An 18,188-nucleotide genomic window follows, 5' to 3' on the forward strand; every position below is an offset into this window, starting at 1 on the left:
TATATAAAATTTAGTTAAAGAGGTAATTGTAATGGAACTTGTAAATAATATATCAAAAGAAGATTTTAAAAAGTATTTTGCCGAATGTAATAAATTAGCTTGAATTTTTCATAGTAAAGAAAACTTTCTAAAAGCTATTGAATTAAATAAAAGAGCAGAATATTCTTTCTTTACAAAAGTTGAATTAGATGATGAAGAAAACTTCGATACTGGAAAAGGATTTGATCCACTTTCTTTATATAGTGCTTTATTAGAAAAAGAAAATTTAACAGAAGATGAAGAAGAACAAAAAAAATTAATTTTAGAGAAATTTGAGGAATTTGATGGTTTTGAAATGACACCAGTTAGTGCAGAAACTATTGTGGATGGAAATTTAGTTGGAGATTATGCTCGTCAATATTTTATTGAAAAGTTATATCAAACAAATCATGCAGAAAAAAAGAATTATAAATATTTTGACTTTCAACAATTTGGATATAAAGAAGCTATTTCAAAAACAACAGAAATACTACAAGATGAAAACTATAAAATGTTATTCGAACCTTCATTTGTAGGTTTTGGTTCAAAACTTAGAACAAGATGTGATATTTTAATAAACAAAGGTAACAGACGTGTTGAAATAATTGAGGTTAAAGGTGTTACAAAACCAAAAAAAGAACATTTTTATGATTTATTTTACCAATACTTAGTTTTAACTAATGCTGGTTACTTTGTTGATGATATAAAACTTTGTTATTTGAATCCAAATTATTATAGAGGATTGGGTGAAGTTGAAATTGAATTTGACCCAGAACCTAGAACTATAAATTATGAAACTGAAATTAAAGTACCATTTTTAGATAAAGAATTTAAAGTGGAATCTACTGGAGAACCTGATGATATTGAACTTTCAAGTTTATTTATTGTTTCAAATAAAGTTAAAGAAAAAGCAAAACCAGAAGAAAACTACCTTAATATGTTTTTACAAGTTTTAAATGATTATGATATGAACTCTATTTTATATGATATTTCATCAACTCTTGGAGATGAAAGTTGTTTATCAAAACTAAGTTGTGGAAAATATAAATTTAAATATAAAGATCTAACAATTATTCCAGAATCAAAATATTGTCACCACGTGGTTCAATATTTTGATAAAACAGAATTAAACTTATTCAATTTACCTCGTTCAAAACCAAAAGCTGCAAAAATATGATTTCAAAAAAGTGCAGTTTATATGAATGATGTAGATTTAGATGATCAAGAAAAGTGAGTAGATGATAAAGGAAAACCTTTATTTAATGAAGCTGCTAAAAAAATCATAAAAACTAGTCAAGATTACATTAATAAAAACAGACAATTTGATGTAAGAACAGCAATTGACAGTGATAGATATCCAATGTTAATTGAAGTTTTAAAAGATTATTATAAATATCCAATTTATATGTATGATTTTGAAACTGCAAAATGAGCTATTCCAAACTTTAATAGAACTAAAAGTTATACTCAAGTACCATTCCAATATTCAATTCATGTTATTTTAGATGATAAGTATGATTTTAAAAGACCTGAAGAAACAATGAAACACTTTAATTTTATTGGAGAAGAAATTGAAGACCCAAGACCAAAATTTATAGAGAAATTTATTAAAGATTGTTTTGCTTATGGTCCTGGATATTATGTAGCTTATAATAAATCATTTGAAAGAATGGTTTTAAAAGATTTAATTAAGTTTTTCCCAGAATATGAAGCACCATTAAGATATATTTATCAAAATACAATTGATTTAATGGACTTCTTTGCTAAACCTCAAAACAATTGACTAATTTATCACCCAGAGTTTAGAGGTTCGGCTTCTATCAAAATTACACAACCAACTTTAGATAATTCTTTAACTTATAAAGATTTAAGAATTAATAAAGGTGATAAAGCAAGTCAAACTTTTAGACAGTTTATAGACAAAGCAATTGATAAAAATATATGAGATAACTTAATAAAATCAGATATGCTTGCATATTGTGATAGAGACACTTTAGCTATGATTGTTGTATTGCAAAAAGTTGTAGAGTATGTTGAAAAATTTGATAAAGATTATTTAACTAAAATAAATAGAAAACTTAAAGGTGATTAATTGTGAAATATAAAGTAATATTTTGTGGAACTCCACCAATTGCTGTAGAAATTTTAAAAGGATTAGAAAGTTTAGAAGTTGAAATAGTGGGGGTTATTTCTCAACCTGACCGTATGGTTGGAAGAAAAAAAGAAATTACTTATCCTCCAGTAAAGCAATATGCTCTTGAAAAAGGTTATAAAGTACTTCAACCTCAAAAAGTAGGTGAAGCTTTTGAAGAGATAAAATCATTAGAAGCTGACTTTATGATAACTTGTGCTTTTGGTCAATTTATTCCTCAAAAAGTGTTGGATTTATTTAAAAATTCTATAAATGTACACGCATCTTTACTTCCAAAATACAGGGGTGGAAGTCCAATTCATTATGCTATTATGAACGGTGAAAAAGAAACTGGAATTTCATTGATGAAAATGATTAAAAAAATGGATGCTGGAGAAGTTTACGCTCAAGAAAGTTTAGAAATTTTAAACACTGATGATAATGGTAGTTTATTTGAAAAAATGGGTGTATTGGGAAAAAACATGATTCAAAAATATTTAATGGATATTTTTGAAAACAAATTAGTTGGAGTAGAACAAGATGAAACAAAAGTTACTTTTGCTTATAATCTTCCAAATGAACAAGAAAAAATTGATTGACAATTACCTTCTGAAAACATTCACAACTTTATTAGAGCTTTAAGTCCTAAACCAATAGCCTTTTCTCTATTGGGAGAAGAAAGAATTAAAATCAAAAAAAGTGAATTAGTTGATTTGGAACAATTGGCACATTTTAATTCTAGTGATTTTGAAAATGGTCAAATTGTTTTAGTTGATAAAAAGGGAATGTTAGTAAAAACTGTTGATGGTTTTTTAAGAATTGTTGAACTTCAACGTAGTGGTAAAAAAATGTCGCACGCTAATACCTTTAATATAAGTAAAACAAATGAAGAAGAAATATTAAAGTTTATTTAGGGGATTATTATGAGTAAGAAAAAAAAGAAAAAAACAAAGAAACAACATTATATTCCTAGATTTGTATTAAGGGGTTTTTCTGATGATGGAATAAGTGTTAAAGTACATTATGTTTTAGAAAATACAGAAAAAACGATACAAATAAACAATTCTAAAGCTGGTGAATTTTGAATTAAAAATTTATATGAAGATGAGGATTATGAAACAAATTTATTAGAAGACAGACTATCCCTAATTGAGAGTCAGATAGCAGATATTTATATAAAAAAAATTTTAAAAAAAGACGAAATACACTTGAATAGATGGCATACAAAGTTATTAAGATTAAATGCTTTATTAGATAGTTCTAGGGCTTTTGCTTCTATTTTAGTTAGAGAAAATAAAAAAGGTGGAAAAATATTTAATGAAAGAAATTCTAAATTAACTAATTTAGAAATAAAGAAAAACTTTATTGAAAGAATTAAGTATCTTAGTTTTGATGTATACGATTATATGAAAAAAGAAGCGGATATGCTAGATGAAAAAGGTAAGGGATTTATTTCTAAAGATTTTCATAAAACATATGAGTTCTTTCTTGGTAATACATCTTATAGTGAATTACAAGAAAGTTTAAGTTTAAAGAATGAAATTGAACAAGCAACAAATTCTATATACAACCTTTATACAGCAAGAACCGTATTTATAAGGATTAGTGATGATTTAGATAAAAATTTCTTATACTCGGATGCACAATTGGTGGAGTTTTATGGCACTAAAATTTCTGAAGTTTCAAGAACTCCGATATTATGGGCTAAAATTATTAATCCCAAAAATGCTATAGTGTATGTAATAAAAGATATTCCTTTCAATAATGATAAAAGTGTATTTGCAAAGGAAACTTTTTGAGACCTTGAACTACCCAAAATTTTTGATGCAAAAAATCGTTTTATACCAAAAGATAAAAATAATTCACCTTATACTCGCAAAAATTCTAATGAAGATCAATATATTTTTGATAAGCATTTGTTGGTTAGTGATAGACAAGTTGATCTCATAAATGCAATGTTTTTATCACAGGCTCAAAAAGAAGTCGTTTATGTTGATGAAAAAGATTTGAAAAGTGCATTTAAAACAATAAAAGAAGAAAATATCTATAGAATTGAAGATGTGACTTAATGTAATTATTATTTTTAAAAAACTCACCCACTATTTATGGTGAGTTTTTCATTTTGGGTATTAAAAAACAGGAAAATTATATATAATCAATATGAAATCAAACAAAAAGGAGACATTATGTTAGTAAATGATTTAAGACCGGGAAGTACATTTTTATATGAAGGAAATATTTTTGTTGTTTTAGAAAACTCATTTTCAAAATCAGGAAGACAACAAGGGAAAGTTACAGTTAAAGTAAAAAACTTAAGATCTGGTGCAAGAGTTGAAATGACTTTTACAGGTGGAGATAAAGTTGATAAAGCTATGATTGAGAAAAAAGATATGCAATATCTTTACAATGATGGAAATAACTGTATGTTAATGGATACTGAAACTTATGATCAAGTTGAAATTGAATCTTCTAAATTAGAATGAGAATTAAAATTCTTAACTGATGGAACAATGGTAAAAATGACTGAATACGAAGGAGAAATCCTAGGAATTACAATTCCTGAAAAAATGGAATTAACAATAGTAGAAGCAGAACCTGCTGTAAAAGGTGACACAACAAGTGGTGCTCAGAAAAAAGCCAAAGTTGAAACAGGATTAGAAATAACTGTTCCTTTATTTATTAAAGAAGGAGAAAAAGTTATTATCAATACTAATGATGGAAAATATGCTGGTAGAGCTTCAAACTAGTGTAAAATAATAATTAAGATTGGGGAAATTATATGTATATTTCAATGGAGAGAAACTCAAGAGGAAATCTTGAAATCGAAGAGAAAATTTTAAATAAGATTATAGAATTTGATGTTCAAAACAATTCAAAAGGAATTGAAAAAACAGAAGCTGTTGTTAGTTTACATCACGAAAATACTCTATTTATCTTAGTTAAAATGTTTGTAAAAAATAGAGATGAATTAAGTGTAGATGAAACAAAGATTAATACTATTATTATTAATTCTATGGAAAAAACATTACTAATTCGTCCAAAAAATATAGCATTTGCCTATATTAAAGCTTAATTTTTAATTAACCATTTCTATAAAAGAAATGGTTTTTTATTTGTCTAATTTTGCTAAAATTATTAAATGGAGGAACTTTTATTATGAGAGAACAAAAACTTGTAGCAAATGATAAAAAAGAATTACATTTATACATTTGAGATGATGTAAAAGAAGTTAAGGGCGTAATGCAATTAGTTCATGGTAGTTGTGAACATTCACAAAGATATGATGAAGTTGCAAAAGAACTTAACAAAATTGGTGTAGTTGTAGTTTCAAACGACCATAGAGGGCACGGTAAAACAGCCGATTTAGAAAATAATGAACTTGGTTATTTTGCAGATTCTAATGGTTGAGAGTTAATTATCGATGATTTAAAACTTGTAAATGATTTTATTAAACAAAATTGACCAAATAAGAAAGTTATCTTATTTGGTCACTCAATGGGAAGTTTTATGGCAAGAACATATTTAATCAAATATGGACCAACAGTTGATGGAGCGGTTATAAGCGGAACAGCTTGACAACCACAAATTGTATTAAACGTTGGAAAAAGTGTTGCTAAAAAACATATTAAAAAACATGGACCAAAATATATTGATAAATTTATATACAACTTAAGTTACACAGCTTATGGTAAAAAGTTTAAAAAAGAAGGAAAAACAGGAACAGAGTGATTAAGCCAAAATAAAGAAAGCAATCAAAAATTTATTAACGACCCACTTTGCGGACAAATATTTACTTCTTCAGCATTTTTGGATATGTTTATGGGAATTGAATTTAACCAAAAGAAAAAGAATTTAAAGAAAATGGATAAACAAATGCCTATAATTTTAGTTTCAGGTAAAAATGATCCAGTAGGTTCTTTTGGAAAAGGTGTTAAAAAGACATATAAAGCATTTAAAAAACACAAATTGAATGTTGAAATGAAATTATATCCAGAATTAAGACATGAAATTTTATTTGAAAATACAGAAGGATTAGTTTTAAATGATCTATTAACTTTTGTACAAAATAACATTTAAATACACGTAGGTGTATTTTTTTTCTATTTATTTAGGTTATTTTTTTGCACTCTTAAATGTTAAAATCAAAATAACGATATAGAGTAACAAATAATGTAAAGGTGGAAAAAAAGTGACACAGGTTTATGCAAACAAAGTCATAGAAGAATATTTATTAAATATTATTTTTGATGAAAAAGTTGATAAAAGCAAAGCTCTTCCAAGTGAAAATTTCTTGGCAACTAAATTTAAAGTATCTCGCTTAACTGCTAGAACTGAATTGACAAAACTTTTAAACAAAGGCTTTCTTAAAGTTAAAAAAGGCAGTGGTTATTATGTAAATCCTCATATTAATGCTATGAAGGGTAGAGCAATTGGAGAAGAATATAAATTTTCAAAGAAAGTTATTGAAACAATTGATAATTCTTATTTAGGAAAGATTTTAGAATCAACAGCTTTTCAAATTGATAAAAATCTTGATGACTATATAGGTTATAGAAAGATATTTTTTGATGAAAAAGGTGAAGCTTCTTTATACATAAATTCATTTATTTTAAAATCAGAATTTGAAGAAATAGATCTAGATTTCATAAAACAATCATTAATATCTTTTATGCATGCAAATGATGTTGAAGTGGACAATCAAGTTAATTTAGTAGAAGTATTAAACGCAAATGAATTTGATATTCATTTGTTTGGAAGTGAACAAAAATTAACTCCAGTGGTTTTTGGAATATTGGTTTCAAAAAAAGAAAATATAGTAGAAATTTTTGAGAGAAGATATAGACTAGAACACTTTAAATTACAGTTTATGAAAACTTGATAAGTTGTATATACAACATTTTAAAACTGATTTTTTAGGGTTTTTTGACTAAAATACTAAAAAATTCAATATTTATGGGATTATTTTTAAAAATAATCCTTTTTTTGGAAAAAAATTGCATTTGTAATAGATTTAATAAAGGTTTTAAATTAAGATATAAGAAAGGATGATGAAATGAAAAAACTAATAACAATGATGGCATCCATCTCAGTAGTTTCTTTCACCTCTAGTGTTGTGGTGGCATGTGCCAACGGACCTATAGTTGAATTAAATTATCAAAATGGAAATGATAGCCATTTAAGTAAATTATTAAGCATCACAAAAGAGAGTCTAAATGACATAAAAACAGCAAAAGCTCTTTATGATGCAATTGAAGTAAAAGTTAAAGATTTAGATGAAACCAAACAAATTGGTGAATCAGATCTATATGAAAAAACTCAATATTCAATCACTTTAAAAGATAAAACGGGCGCAACAATTAGTACTAGAAAAGATGAGGATTTTGGTAAAACAGGAGAAAGAATGTTTATTGTAGTAAACTACTCTAAAACTCTAAATAGAAAAGAATCAGATAAATTTTCAGTTATTGAAACTGTAGAAAGTGATATTGCAAGTTTTGCAATTATCAATAGAGATTAATTTATGGCAAAACAAAAATTACTTGATATAGTAGATGATTCTTATTTAGATAAGTTAATGGCGGCATTGGGTGGAAAAGAAAATATTCAATATTCTACTCACTGTTTGACAAGACTTAGAATAGTTTTAGCAGATCCTGAAAAACTAAATGAGGCTGAAATTAAAAAAATGGATGGTGTAAAAGGTACTTTTACAGCATCTGGTCAATTTCAAATAGTTTATGGAACTGATGTTGCAAAAATTTACACTAAATTTGCTAAAAAATTTGGTTTATCGCAGCTTTCAAAACAAGATATTAAAAGAGAAGTATTAAAAAAAGAAAATTGATTTAAAAAATTCTTGAACTACATGTCAGATATATTTATTCCAATTGTTCCAGTGTTGGTATCTGGGGGGATTATTTTAGGGATTAGAAATATATTTGAAGCTAATTTCAATGAAAATTATTTTATGGGATTTGACGCAAATGGAGACCCAATATTGGGTTGAAGTATGGTTGGAGCCTCACAATTTATTAATGGATTAAATGCATTCTTGTGGATACCTGCACAAGCATGTTTCTGGTGGTTACCAGTACATATTTGTTGAAGTATATTCAAAAAAATGGGTGCAAACGAAATATTGGGAATTATTGTAGGACTTACATTATTAATTTCTCCAATGTTAAACGTTTATGAAGTATTTAACTCAGATGGACTTGGAAGTCTATGAATTTGAGATATTGTAGATCAACTAGAAAAACAAGGAAAAGATGTTGCATTTGACTGAGGATTTATGCAATATCCATGAAAAATAGCATATACATCTCAAGTTATTCCAGCAATTGGAGTAGGAATAACTGGTTCATATATTTGTCTATGAATTACAAGAGTTTGTCCAAATGTTATTAATCAAATTTTAATACCAACAGTTACAGTTCTTGCAAGTTATACTTTAGCGTTATTCATTATTGGTCCAGTTGGATATATTATGGGTAGTGCAATTGGACTTGCATTCCAATGAGCATTAACAAATGATGTGGCAAAATATATATTTGCACCATTAATTGGTTTATTCCATGCAGGCCTTGTAATTACGGGAATGCATCACTTATTAAATGCGGTTATGATTCAAAACGTAGCTCAATACGGTGGGGACTTTGTATTTATGTCTGTTTGTGCACAAGCAATCGGACAAGGAAGTGCAGTTCTTGGATGAATGATTTTAAATAGAAAAGATCCAAAAGCAAAAGAAGTAGGTTCATCAGCAGTTGTTGCAGCCTATCTTGGAGTTACAGAACCTGCACTATATGGGGTAAATATAAAATACTTATTCCCATTCATAGCAGGTTCAATAGGTTCTTCAATATCACTATTTATTTGTGTTATGGCAGGGGTTTCTGCACAAGCAATTGGTAATGGTAGTTGATTGGGAATCTTAAGTGTTCAAGTAAATTCAAAAATGGAAGGAGTTACTACATGAGGGGGAACAGGTTACTTGTGATTTGCAATAGCCAACGTTCTAAATGCTTCATTATCGGTTACTCTGGCAATGATATTTGGTAAGATGTCTGTATTTAAGAAATTTGATCCAGACTACATACCAACAGCTGAAGATGTTAAAAAATTGGAAGCTAAAAAATTAGCAAAAGAAAATAAAAAAGCTGCTAAAACTAAAGTTGAAAAAAGTGCAGCAAGTATTTAATAAAATAGGAGAGTAAATATGGCAAGAGCAGTTGATAAATCAGATCAAGTAACAAAAGGTGGATGAGCACTAGGCGGGATTTGGTCGGGGTGTATTATAATTGGTACAGTTTTGGCTGGAACTACTCAGCAATTTCCATACTGGTGGTTGTTGATAATTTTATCAATTGTTAGTACAGCTTTATTTGTAATGTATGTAATTATTACAAAGAAAATTTTAGATAACATAGATACTGAACAAAATATAAAGTTGTTGCAAATTCTGTCTATATTCCAAATATTATTTCTAAACATACCAGTATTTTGTTATAGCTTAATAGGGGTTATGTTTTATAAGAGGGCATTTTACACTCTCTAGTAAAAAAACTAATCTCATAGAGATTAGTTTTTTGTATATACAACTTATATTTACAAAAATTTTTATAAAAAAAATTACGTTTAAAATTATATTAAGGAGAAATAAAAATGAGCTTAAAAATAAATTATGATAAATACTCATCAACGGATAGAAAAGTTGAGGAGTCAAACCTTTCAATTGCAAATGGTTATTTAGGTATGAGAGGTTCTTTTGAAGAAGGAATGTTAGACCAAAATCTTTCAATTGAGGGAACTTATATAAATGCATTTTATGATTATTTTGACATTCAATATGCTGCAAAGTACACAGGATATCCAGATATTTACCAAAGAATGGTTCCTGTTGTTAATGCTCAAAATATAGAAATCTATATTGATGGTGAAAGAATTTTGTTTGATGAACAAAAAATATCTAATTATAATTTAGAGTTGGATATGACAAGTGGTTTGTTAAAAAGAAACTATGTTTTTAACTTTAATAGTGAAGAATATTTAGAATTAGAATTTAACAAGTTATTAGACCAACAAAATTATGAATTATTTTTACAAGATATAGTTTTAAAAACAAATTTTAAAACCGAAAGAGAAGTTTCTTTAAAATTTCCTTTAATATTTAAAGAGAATTCCGTAGATAAAGGTGTTCCAAATGATCCCAGAGCTTTAATTGAAAATTATGAGCCCTTTGAATTAATTGAACAATCAAAAGAAGAAAATAAACAATTAATTGTTTACAAAACTCTTCGTTCAGAACAAAGTTTTGTTTACGGTACATTTATAAAAGGGTTAGAAAGTTTTGATCTTTCAAATTACAAAGAAGGAATTGAATTTACTAAGAAACTTTTAAAAGAAGAGATAAAAATAGATAAAGTAAATGTTATCTATGAAAATAATTTTGGACAAGTAAATATAAAAACTGCTAATGAAAAATTAGTTGAATATTCAAAAAAAGATTTTGAATTCTATTTAGAAAGAAACAGTGAGTTCTTTAAAGATTTTTGAAGAAAAGCAGACTCTAACTTTGGAGATAAAAACTCAAATCTTTTAGCACCAAATAACTTCAACATGTTTCAATTGTATACACATGTAGGAAAACTTCCTTGAACAAACGTTGCTGCAAAAGGATTGAGTGGAGAAGGATATGCAGGTCATTATTTTTGAGACTCTGAAATTTATATAGTAAATGCTTTAACTTTATTTGACCCAGAGTTAGCAAGATTAATGTTAATGTTTAGATACAACACTTTAGAACAAGCCAAAGAAAGAGCAAAAATAATGACTCATTCTAAAGGTGCTCTTTATCCTTGAAGAACAATTAATGGTGAAGAGACTAGTACTTACTATCCTGCAGGAACAGCACAATACCATATAAATGGAGATATTGCTTTTGCAATTGTGAATTACTTTAAAGCTACAAAAGATTTTGAATTTTTATTTAACTATGGTTTAGATATTTTAGTCGAAACTTCAAGACTTTGAGAAGATAAAATTGTAGTTTCAAATGGGGTAGGACATATAAATTCTGTAACAGGTCCAGATGAATATCAAATTATTGTAAATGATGATTATTGAACTAATAGTGTTGCAGAATTTAATTTACAATGAGTTGGAGAAACTCTTAAATTATTAAAAGAGAAAGATAGTTCATTGTATGATAAAAAAATTAAACAATTAAATATTTCTGATCTTGAAATTTCAGAATGAGAAAAATTATCAAAAATTATTTATCATAATTTTGATAAAGATTTAAAATTAAATCCTCAACATGATAATTTCTTAAAAAGAAAACCAGTTACTAAAGAATTTATAGAAGAACATAAACCATTTTTGAGAAAACTTCACCCATTAGCAATAAATACATTAAGAGTTACAAAACAAGCAGATGTTGTGTTATCAAACTTATTTTTCTATAACAAAAATGATAGTGAAACTATGAAAAATAATTGACATTTTTATGATGCGACAGACACAGCTGACAGTAGTTTATCAAAATGTATTTATGCAATAATGGCTGCAAGATTAAAAATAGGTGATTATGGTTTTGAATACTTTAAAGATTCTATAAATTTAGATCTATATGATACACACAAAAATACAGATAGAGGTCTACACATGGCAAACATGGGTGGAGCTAGAATGTTTGTTATTTATGGATTATTAGGAATCAATATTGAATTAGAACATCTTGAATTATCTCCAAGATATAATGAAATTATTGAAGAATATAAAGTAAATGTTATTTATCAAAATAGTGAAATTTGTTTTGAAGTTAAAAACAAAGTTCTATATATTTCAAAACAAGATGATTCAAATATTAAGATAGTTTTTGAAGGTCAAGAATTTAATCTGCAAGATAGATTGGAAATTAAATTATAATGCAATATCCTAAATTAGTGATATTTGATTGTGACGGAATTATAACAGAAACTGCAGAACTTCATTATGAGGCTTGAAAACAAGTTTCAAAAGACTATTTTGATTTAATTTTAGATGAAAAATTCCTAAATAGATTTAGAGGATTATCTAGAGATAAAAGTTTAGATTTGATTTTAAAGGTTGGAGAAATTAATTATTTAGAAGATGACAAAAGAGAAGAAATCATCTTGAAAAAAAATGCTATCTATAAAAATTTAATAACTGATAAAAATAAAGTAAAAGCTTTTGAAACAACTATTGAAATGATTCATCAATTAAAAGAAAAAGGGATTTTAATAGCTTTAGCTTCAATTAGTAAAAATGCAAGACAATTATTAGAGGTTAATGAAATAGTTGATTTATTCGATTATATTGCAGACCCTCATAATATCAAAAATTCAAAACCTGCACCTGATATTTTCTTGGATGCAAGAGATCACTTTAATTTAACCAGTCAAGAATGTTGAGGGGTTGAAGATGCAAAAGTTGGTGTTCAAGCAATTAATTCAGCAGGTATGCTTTCAATAGGAGTTGGGGATTTACAAGAAATTAGCCAAGCAGATATTCAATTTGACAATATTTCTAAATTGTCATTGGAAAATATTGAAAGAATTATGAAAGAAAAAAATATAACTTAAAGTTATATTTTTTTTATCTGTTAAATTTGGGTCTTTATTTTTATAGCAAAAAAAGATATAATAGTAATAATCAAACTAAATTTTACGGCAATAACAATTTAGTTAAGTGTTTTCACCCTATGTGCTTTTAGACTACAAAAATGGGGAAAAATAGTGTATAATATTATTATCTTATAGGTGAATTATTGGAGGAATATAAATATGGCTGCAACAAAACAAAACACATCATCAAAAGCAAAAGGAGAAATGGGAAAACCAGGTACAGAATATATATGACAACCTTTTAGTCCTAAATCTTTAGCGTTAATTAATAAATACAATTTGCAAACTGATGAAAGTTACAAAAAACTAATCTCTTCATTCGAAAGAATTGAATCATTACCAAAAGAAGATCCAAGAAAACCAAACCTAGTTGAATTATGAGAAGCAGAATTCAATAGATTATTCAAACACTTCTGAGAAAATTACTCATCAAGTGCAAGAAAAAAAGATCAAGGTGTTGGTGGATGAAAAGACAGATTAGATGTTAAACCAGCTGCAACATCACCAGATGAAAAAAGAAAAGACTTAATGTCAAGATTATCACCTGGTTCAAATGCTGCAGGAAGAAATTCAAAAGAAGAAATTTTAAACAGAGCTGGATACCAAAACCAAGTAAAAGTTGAACAATTTAACTTTACTGCAACTCCAAAAACTGGTCAAAATTTACACGAAATTGAAAACTTGTTAAATATTGCTGAAGAAAAAGGGATGACAACTCCTGAAAGTATTTTACAAAATGGATTTGGAACTGCTGTTGGAAACTCAGTAGTAAACATGGATTTAATCGATGAAGAAACTGAAATAATGACTAAAGAAGTTAAACCAGATCCAAACTTATTGGATTTTGTAAATGATACAAAAGTTGCAGCACCAGCTGCATCAACTGCAACACCATCTGCATCAGCAACTATTAACAATAATTCACAAAATTTATCAAATACTGGATATGTTGCAAATGAAAATATGTCAAGAGATGAATTTAACCAATTAAATAACATTCAAGGAGAATTACCTCCAGCGCAAGATGCTGATGCATTATCGGTTCTTGAACTAGGAACTGAATTCTTCCAATCACAATTAGGTGCTCATGAAGCACCAAGTTCTAATAATACAATTACTGGTTCAGCACCAATTGTTTATTCAGAAAAAGATAATTTAATTAATCCAGAAAAAAGAAATATTATTTCTAAAGATGGATTTGAAATGCATTCAAATGCAGATGGTTCATTGGTAAGTGGTAAACCAAACTATGACAGTAAAACTGGAGAAGTTATTAAACCTTACCACGAAATCAAACCTGTTGGTAATTATGGAATGTCTTATGACTTTGCTAAGAGACCTTCAATGCAAGATTTATTAGAAGCTCACGAAAGAGAAGGAAGAGCACTTGATGAGATGACTCAAAAAGTTGAATTCCTTAGAGATTTACGTAATGAGCGTCGTCATAGAATTAATATGATGAAAATTGAACGTGCAAACAGTTACATTGTTGCTCGTGCAAGAAGAATGGCAGAAGCTCGTGAATTAAAACGACTAAAAAAACGTGAAGAACTTAACCTAAAAAACATTGAAAAAGCAGATAGATTAAGAAGATTACAAGAACGCCAAAAATTAATTGAATTGATGAAAGAACGTCAAATGAAGAGAGCCGAAGAAAAACGTGTGGCTACTGTTCTAAGACTGGAAAGAGAAAGACGTTTAGAAAGAGATGCAAAATACAGAGCTGAAATTGCATCTATAGATGCTCAAATTCGTCACGAACAAGAATTGATCAAAAGAACTGAATTGAAAATGAAAGCTTACTTTACAAGAGTTCATGACGATAAGTTGTTTGATGAATCTTTAAGAGTGGCTAAAAAATCAAGTCAGTTCGCTGCACTTGAGAAAAAAGCTGTACAAATGCAAGAATTTGAAGAACAAAAAAGACGTGATAGAATTGAAAAAATTAGTAGAAAATTCAATAAAAATATCAAACAATAAAATAATGGGCGGGGTAAGTACTTTAAACTCACCCATTTTTTTTAAATTATAAGGAGTGTGTTAATATGTCATTTGAAAAAAAAGGTATAAAAACAAAATTACCCAAAGAAAAAGTATTAGTTGATGCTAAACTTGGTATTAACACAATTAATGCTCTTACAGGAAATATTGGAAAAATAAATAAAACCGAAATTAGTGAAGTTACAGTACATGATGCTGTAGCAAAAATGCACAAATCTCAAAAAGCAGAAGATAAATTATCTGACAAAGAATTAAAAAGAGTCAGAGAAATAAATAGAATAAAAAATAAATCTGCAGGAATAAATACAAAAATAAGTAAATTAGAAGAAAGAAAAAAAACATTCCAAAATACAAAAAAACTTTCTTATGAACTTGAAATTGAAGAAAAAAGAAGACAATCAAAATTGAAATCTGGTAAAACATTGGCACAAGTAACAGATCTACAAAAGTTGAATGCTGAAGCTGCTATGATGTTTACAAGTTCAGGGCAATCAACAAAGTATAAAATAAAAGACAACAGTAAAATGACAAAAACAAGAAACCTTATGAAGTCAGAAGTGTTTGATATATTTGATACAAAAGATTCTAAAAAATATTCATTTAAAAAAGATGGTTTTCAACAAAAACAAAGTGTTAGGGGAGCTAATTTACTTGCTAAATTAGGACCTGTATCTGAATCATCCAAATTCTTTGCAAAAGAATTTGGATGAGTTGAAGATGATAGACCTAAACGAGTATTTTATTCTCCTTTACAAGATTATAAAGTTGAGAAAAACGATTCAAACCAAAATAACGAATTAGAAGAAGTTGAGGTTGTTGAAGAAATTCAAACAACTTCTACACAAGATAATTTAGATTTTGAAAGACAAAATAGTCAAGAAGAAATGGATTTGAAAACTATAAATGAACTTGCAAAGAAATTTGCCAAAGAAGCTGAAGAAGCTAAAAAAATAATTGAGAATAGTCAAAAAGATAATTCTCACAGTGTTTCAGAAATTTATAACAAAATCTTAAACCAAAGTCCAATTCTTAAGTTGTCAAGACAACAAAAAAACAAAAATGATGATATATCTGCGGATATTGATATAAGTAAAATACCATCGATAGTTTTAGAAGGAAAGAAGTAACAGAGGTGATTGATATGAATAATTCTAAAAATAAAACAAGCGGTAAAGATTTTACACTTATTAGTGAAAAAACAAAAGCAAGAATTAGAGGTTTAATCGAAAAAAGATTAACTGCTCAGACAATTGCCTTATTTGCTCAAGAATACGAAGCTTATGAACCAGAAATTAGAAAAGAAATTATCGAGTATATCTTATTCTTATTATCAGTTGAAGAAGAAGCGTTAAAAGCAATTGAAGGTGGAGTTGCCGATCATAGAGCAAGAATGTTGATGGAAAGACGTAAATTAGAGTTTGCAGAAAAACAATCTAATATACGTAAGATTCAAGACATGCTTAACAAAAAACCAGCAGGTAATCAAAAACCTAAAGTAGCTGTTAAGTTGGAAGAAAAACCAGTTAAAAAAGAAGAACCAAAAAAGGAAACTAAAAAACAACTTTCAAAATTAGAACAAATGCTAAAAGAAGCTCAAATGAGAGAAGCTAAAAATCTAAAAAACGAAAAAGAACAAGAGAAACTTGAAGCAGAACGTAAAGCAAAAGAAGCTGCTAAAAAAAGAAAAGAAGAAAAAGCTAAACTGGAAAAAGCAAAAAAAGAAGAGCAAAAGAAAATTAGCAGAACTCCTGCTAAAAAACCGCTAAGTTACGACGAAAAACTTTTAGCTGCACAAGCTGAACAACCTTCTATGATTGAAAGAGATTATGAAAAAGAACAACGTGAAAAGGAAAGACTTTGAAAAGAACTTTATGGTAAAACAAGAGCAGATTCATTAAAAGAACGCGCTAAGGTGGCCATGAGAGAGTCTGATAGAAGCGAAGCTGATAAAACTCCAACAATTGAAGAAATCTTGTTGGTAAGCTATGAATTGTATGGAAATGTTTATGATATTGAAGAATTAACAGATCCAAAAAATAAATATTACTTATTCTGAAGTACTATGAAACAAAAATACAAAGTTTCAAACATTTCTATTTGAATTAAAGAAAAACCAATTGGTTTTCAAAAGAAAATTTATAAAAAACGTTTAAAAATTGAAAAACAAATTAGCAAAAAACTTGAACTAATAAACAAAGAAAAAGAAATGCAAGAAATGAAGGCTAAACAAGAAAAAGAAAGATTAGCCAAAGAAGCTGCAAAATTAGCTCAAGAAAAAGCAGAAGCAAAAAAACAAGAAGAAAATAAAGAAAATAAATAATTAAGTTAACAAGGTAAAAATTAAAAAACTTATATTATTGGAATAAAGGTGGTTTTTTAAAATGACAGACATGCAATGAATTTTAATAGGTTTAGGCGCTTTTGCGTTAACACTCGTTCTAACATTTACAATACTTTTCTATCTTGTTTTAAAAGGTAAGAAAAAAGAGAAAAATATTGAACAAATAACAAGAGAGCCTTACTTCGTTAACGAAAAACATACAAAAGAAAATTGATGAGTCTCAAAAGATGGGGTTTTAGAAAAAAACTGAATGAAAGGTCAAGATTATGACTTTAAAGTAGCAGTTTTTGATTATTATGAAAACTTTTCTGAAGGATTTTTTAACTCAAAATTTGTAAGAACAAAATCTTTCTTATTAAAAATTATGGATGTTAAATCTGTAAATAGAACAATTGAAAGATTAAAAATTCATGCTGGTTGTTTGGAGAACATTTGATGAAGAAAATACAAGATTTTAATGACAACTTCATTTAAGGAAATGCCGTTGGTTACAAAATCACCAGAATACTTCTTCTACAAATACTACTTTCAATTTATATATGAATTAAGAAATGTACTTGCAGATTATCTTGTAAATCATATTATCCCAAATACTATATTTTTAGAATTAAAACCTATTTATTACAAACAATATGGTATTCAAAAAGTGGATGATCCACAAAAAAATATAGTATTTGCGTTTAATCAAGTTAGCCAAGAAGCTGAAGTATTGGTTGAAAGAATGCAATCTGAATTTAATGAAGAATTAAATGAAAAAGGTAAAGATTGAATTATTGATTACAAAACTAAATCTGACCTATTAGTTATGCTTCAACCAGACCAATATATTCAAAAACTTTTCTTAAAAGAAAAAATTTGAAAAATGACAAAGAAATTCAAGTTACCTCTAACTGATGATTTAGATGAGGCAATAAGAAATCTTGAAGAACATATTAAAAAAATTGAAGAAGACAAAATCAATCAAGTACGTGAGTACATTGATAGATATCAAGAATTAAAAGGCGCTTAAAGTTTTATAAACTATTAAGTGTTTTTTTTACTTTTAATT

The 18,188-nt window shown here is 27.5% G+C and carries 16 protein-coding genes; all 16 read left to right on the forward strand.

Features of this window, described 5'->3' with window-relative positions; translation table 4 throughout:
- Positions 1-31: 31 nt before the first annotated feature.
- The 16 genes from SCHIN_RS02585 (at position 32) to SCHIN_RS02660 (ending at position 18,149) form a co-directional block, all read left to right on the forward strand.
- Positions 32-2,110 (forward strand): DUF2779 domain-containing protein, encoded by a 2,079-nt coding sequence (locus SCHIN_RS02585; RefSeq protein ID WP_166508081.1) that lies wholly within the window; start codon positions 32-34, stop codon positions 2,108-2,110.
- Complete coding sequence (gene fmt / locus SCHIN_RS02590) at positions 2,107-3,063, forward strand: methionyl-tRNA formyltransferase (RefSeq protein WP_166508783.1); 957 nt, start codon at positions 2,107-2,109, stop codon at positions 3,061-3,063. Before SCHIN_RS02585 ends, fmt begins: the two co-directional genes overlap by 4 nt.
- Positions 3,064-3,072: 9 nt before the next feature.
- On the forward strand, positions 3,073-4,218 hold the full coding sequence (locus SCHIN_RS02595; protein WP_166508082.1) for a DUF4238 domain-containing protein: 1,146 nt from the start codon (positions 3,073-3,075) through the stop codon (positions 4,216-4,218).
- A gap of 117 nt (positions 4,219-4,335) precedes the next feature.
- Positions 4,336-4,896 carry an elongation factor P gene (gene efp, locus SCHIN_RS02600; RefSeq protein ID WP_166508083.1) on the forward strand — a complete coding sequence of 187 codons (561 nt, stop codon included), beginning with the start codon at positions 4,336-4,338 and terminating at the stop codon, positions 4,894-4,896.
- A gap of 32 nt (positions 4,897-4,928) precedes the next feature.
- Entirely contained in the window at positions 4,929-5,222 is a 294-nt protein-coding gene (locus tag SCHIN_RS02605) for an MMB_0454 family protein (protein ID WP_166508084.1), read from the forward strand.
- A gap of 83 nt (positions 5,223-5,305) precedes the next feature.
- Positions 5,306-6,226 carry an alpha/beta fold hydrolase gene (locus SCHIN_RS02610; RefSeq protein WP_166508085.1) on the forward strand — a complete coding sequence of 307 codons (921 nt, stop codon included), beginning with the start codon at positions 5,306-5,308 and terminating at the stop codon, positions 6,224-6,226.
- Positions 6,227-6,338: 112 nt separating this feature from the next.
- On the forward strand, positions 6,339-7,031 hold the full coding sequence (locus SCHIN_RS02615) for a GntR family transcriptional regulator (RefSeq protein WP_166508086.1): 693 nt from the start codon (positions 6,339-6,341) through the stop codon (positions 7,029-7,031).
- A gap of 171 nt (positions 7,032-7,202) precedes the next feature.
- A complete protein-coding gene (locus SCHIN_RS02620; RefSeq protein ID WP_166508087.1) occupies positions 7,203-7,667 on the forward strand; it encodes a Vmc-like lipoprotein signal peptide domain-containing protein in 465 nt (154 codons plus the stop codon).
- 3 nt (positions 7,668-7,670) lie between these two features.
- On the forward strand, positions 7,671-9,350 hold the full coding sequence (locus SCHIN_RS02625) for a PTS transporter subunit EIIC (RefSeq protein ID WP_166508088.1): 1,680 nt from the start codon (positions 7,671-7,673) through the stop codon (positions 9,348-9,350).
- Positions 9,351-9,368: 18 nt separating this feature from the next.
- Positions 9,369-9,707 carry a hypothetical protein gene (locus SCHIN_RS02630; RefSeq protein WP_166508089.1) on the forward strand — a complete coding sequence of 113 codons (339 nt, stop codon included), beginning with the start codon at positions 9,369-9,371 and terminating at the stop codon, positions 9,705-9,707.
- A 107-nt stretch (positions 9,708-9,814) separates the two neighbouring features.
- Entirely contained in the window at positions 9,815-12,079 is a 2,265-nt protein-coding gene (locus tag SCHIN_RS02635; RefSeq protein ID WP_166508090.1) for a glycoside hydrolase family 65 protein, read from the forward strand.
- Complete coding sequence (gene pgmB, locus SCHIN_RS02640) at positions 12,079-12,756, forward strand: beta-phosphoglucomutase (RefSeq protein ID WP_166508091.1); 678 nt, start codon at positions 12,079-12,081, stop codon at positions 12,754-12,756. Before SCHIN_RS02635 ends, pgmB begins: the two co-directional genes overlap by 1 nt.
- Positions 12,757-12,957: 201 nt before the next feature.
- Positions 12,958-14,778, forward strand: a complete 1,821-nt coding sequence (locus SCHIN_RS02645) for a hypothetical protein (RefSeq protein ID WP_166508092.1) — start codon at positions 12,958-12,960, stop codon at positions 14,776-14,778.
- Positions 14,779-14,843: 65 nt separating this feature from the next.
- A complete protein-coding gene (locus SCHIN_RS02650; RefSeq protein ID WP_166508093.1) occupies positions 14,844-15,926 on the forward strand; it encodes a hypothetical protein in 1,083 nt (360 codons plus the stop codon).
- 14 nt (positions 15,927-15,940) lie between these two features.
- Entirely contained in the window at positions 15,941-17,119 is a 1,179-nt protein-coding gene (locus SCHIN_RS02655) for a hypothetical protein (RefSeq protein WP_166508094.1), read from the forward strand.
- A gap of 61 nt (positions 17,120-17,180) precedes the next feature.
- The gene (locus SCHIN_RS02660) at positions 17,181-18,149 is read left to right on the forward strand and encodes a hypothetical protein (RefSeq protein ID WP_166508095.1); all 969 of its coding nucleotides are present in this window, start codon (positions 17,181-17,183) and stop codon (positions 18,147-18,149) included.
- Positions 18,150-18,188: the final 39 nt, after the last annotated feature.

Origin of the sequence: Spiroplasma chinense (genome assembly GCF_008086545.1) — a bacterium.
GTDB lineage: Bacteria > Bacillota_I > Bacilli_A > Mycoplasmatales > Mycoplasmataceae > Spiroplasma_A > Spiroplasma_A chinense.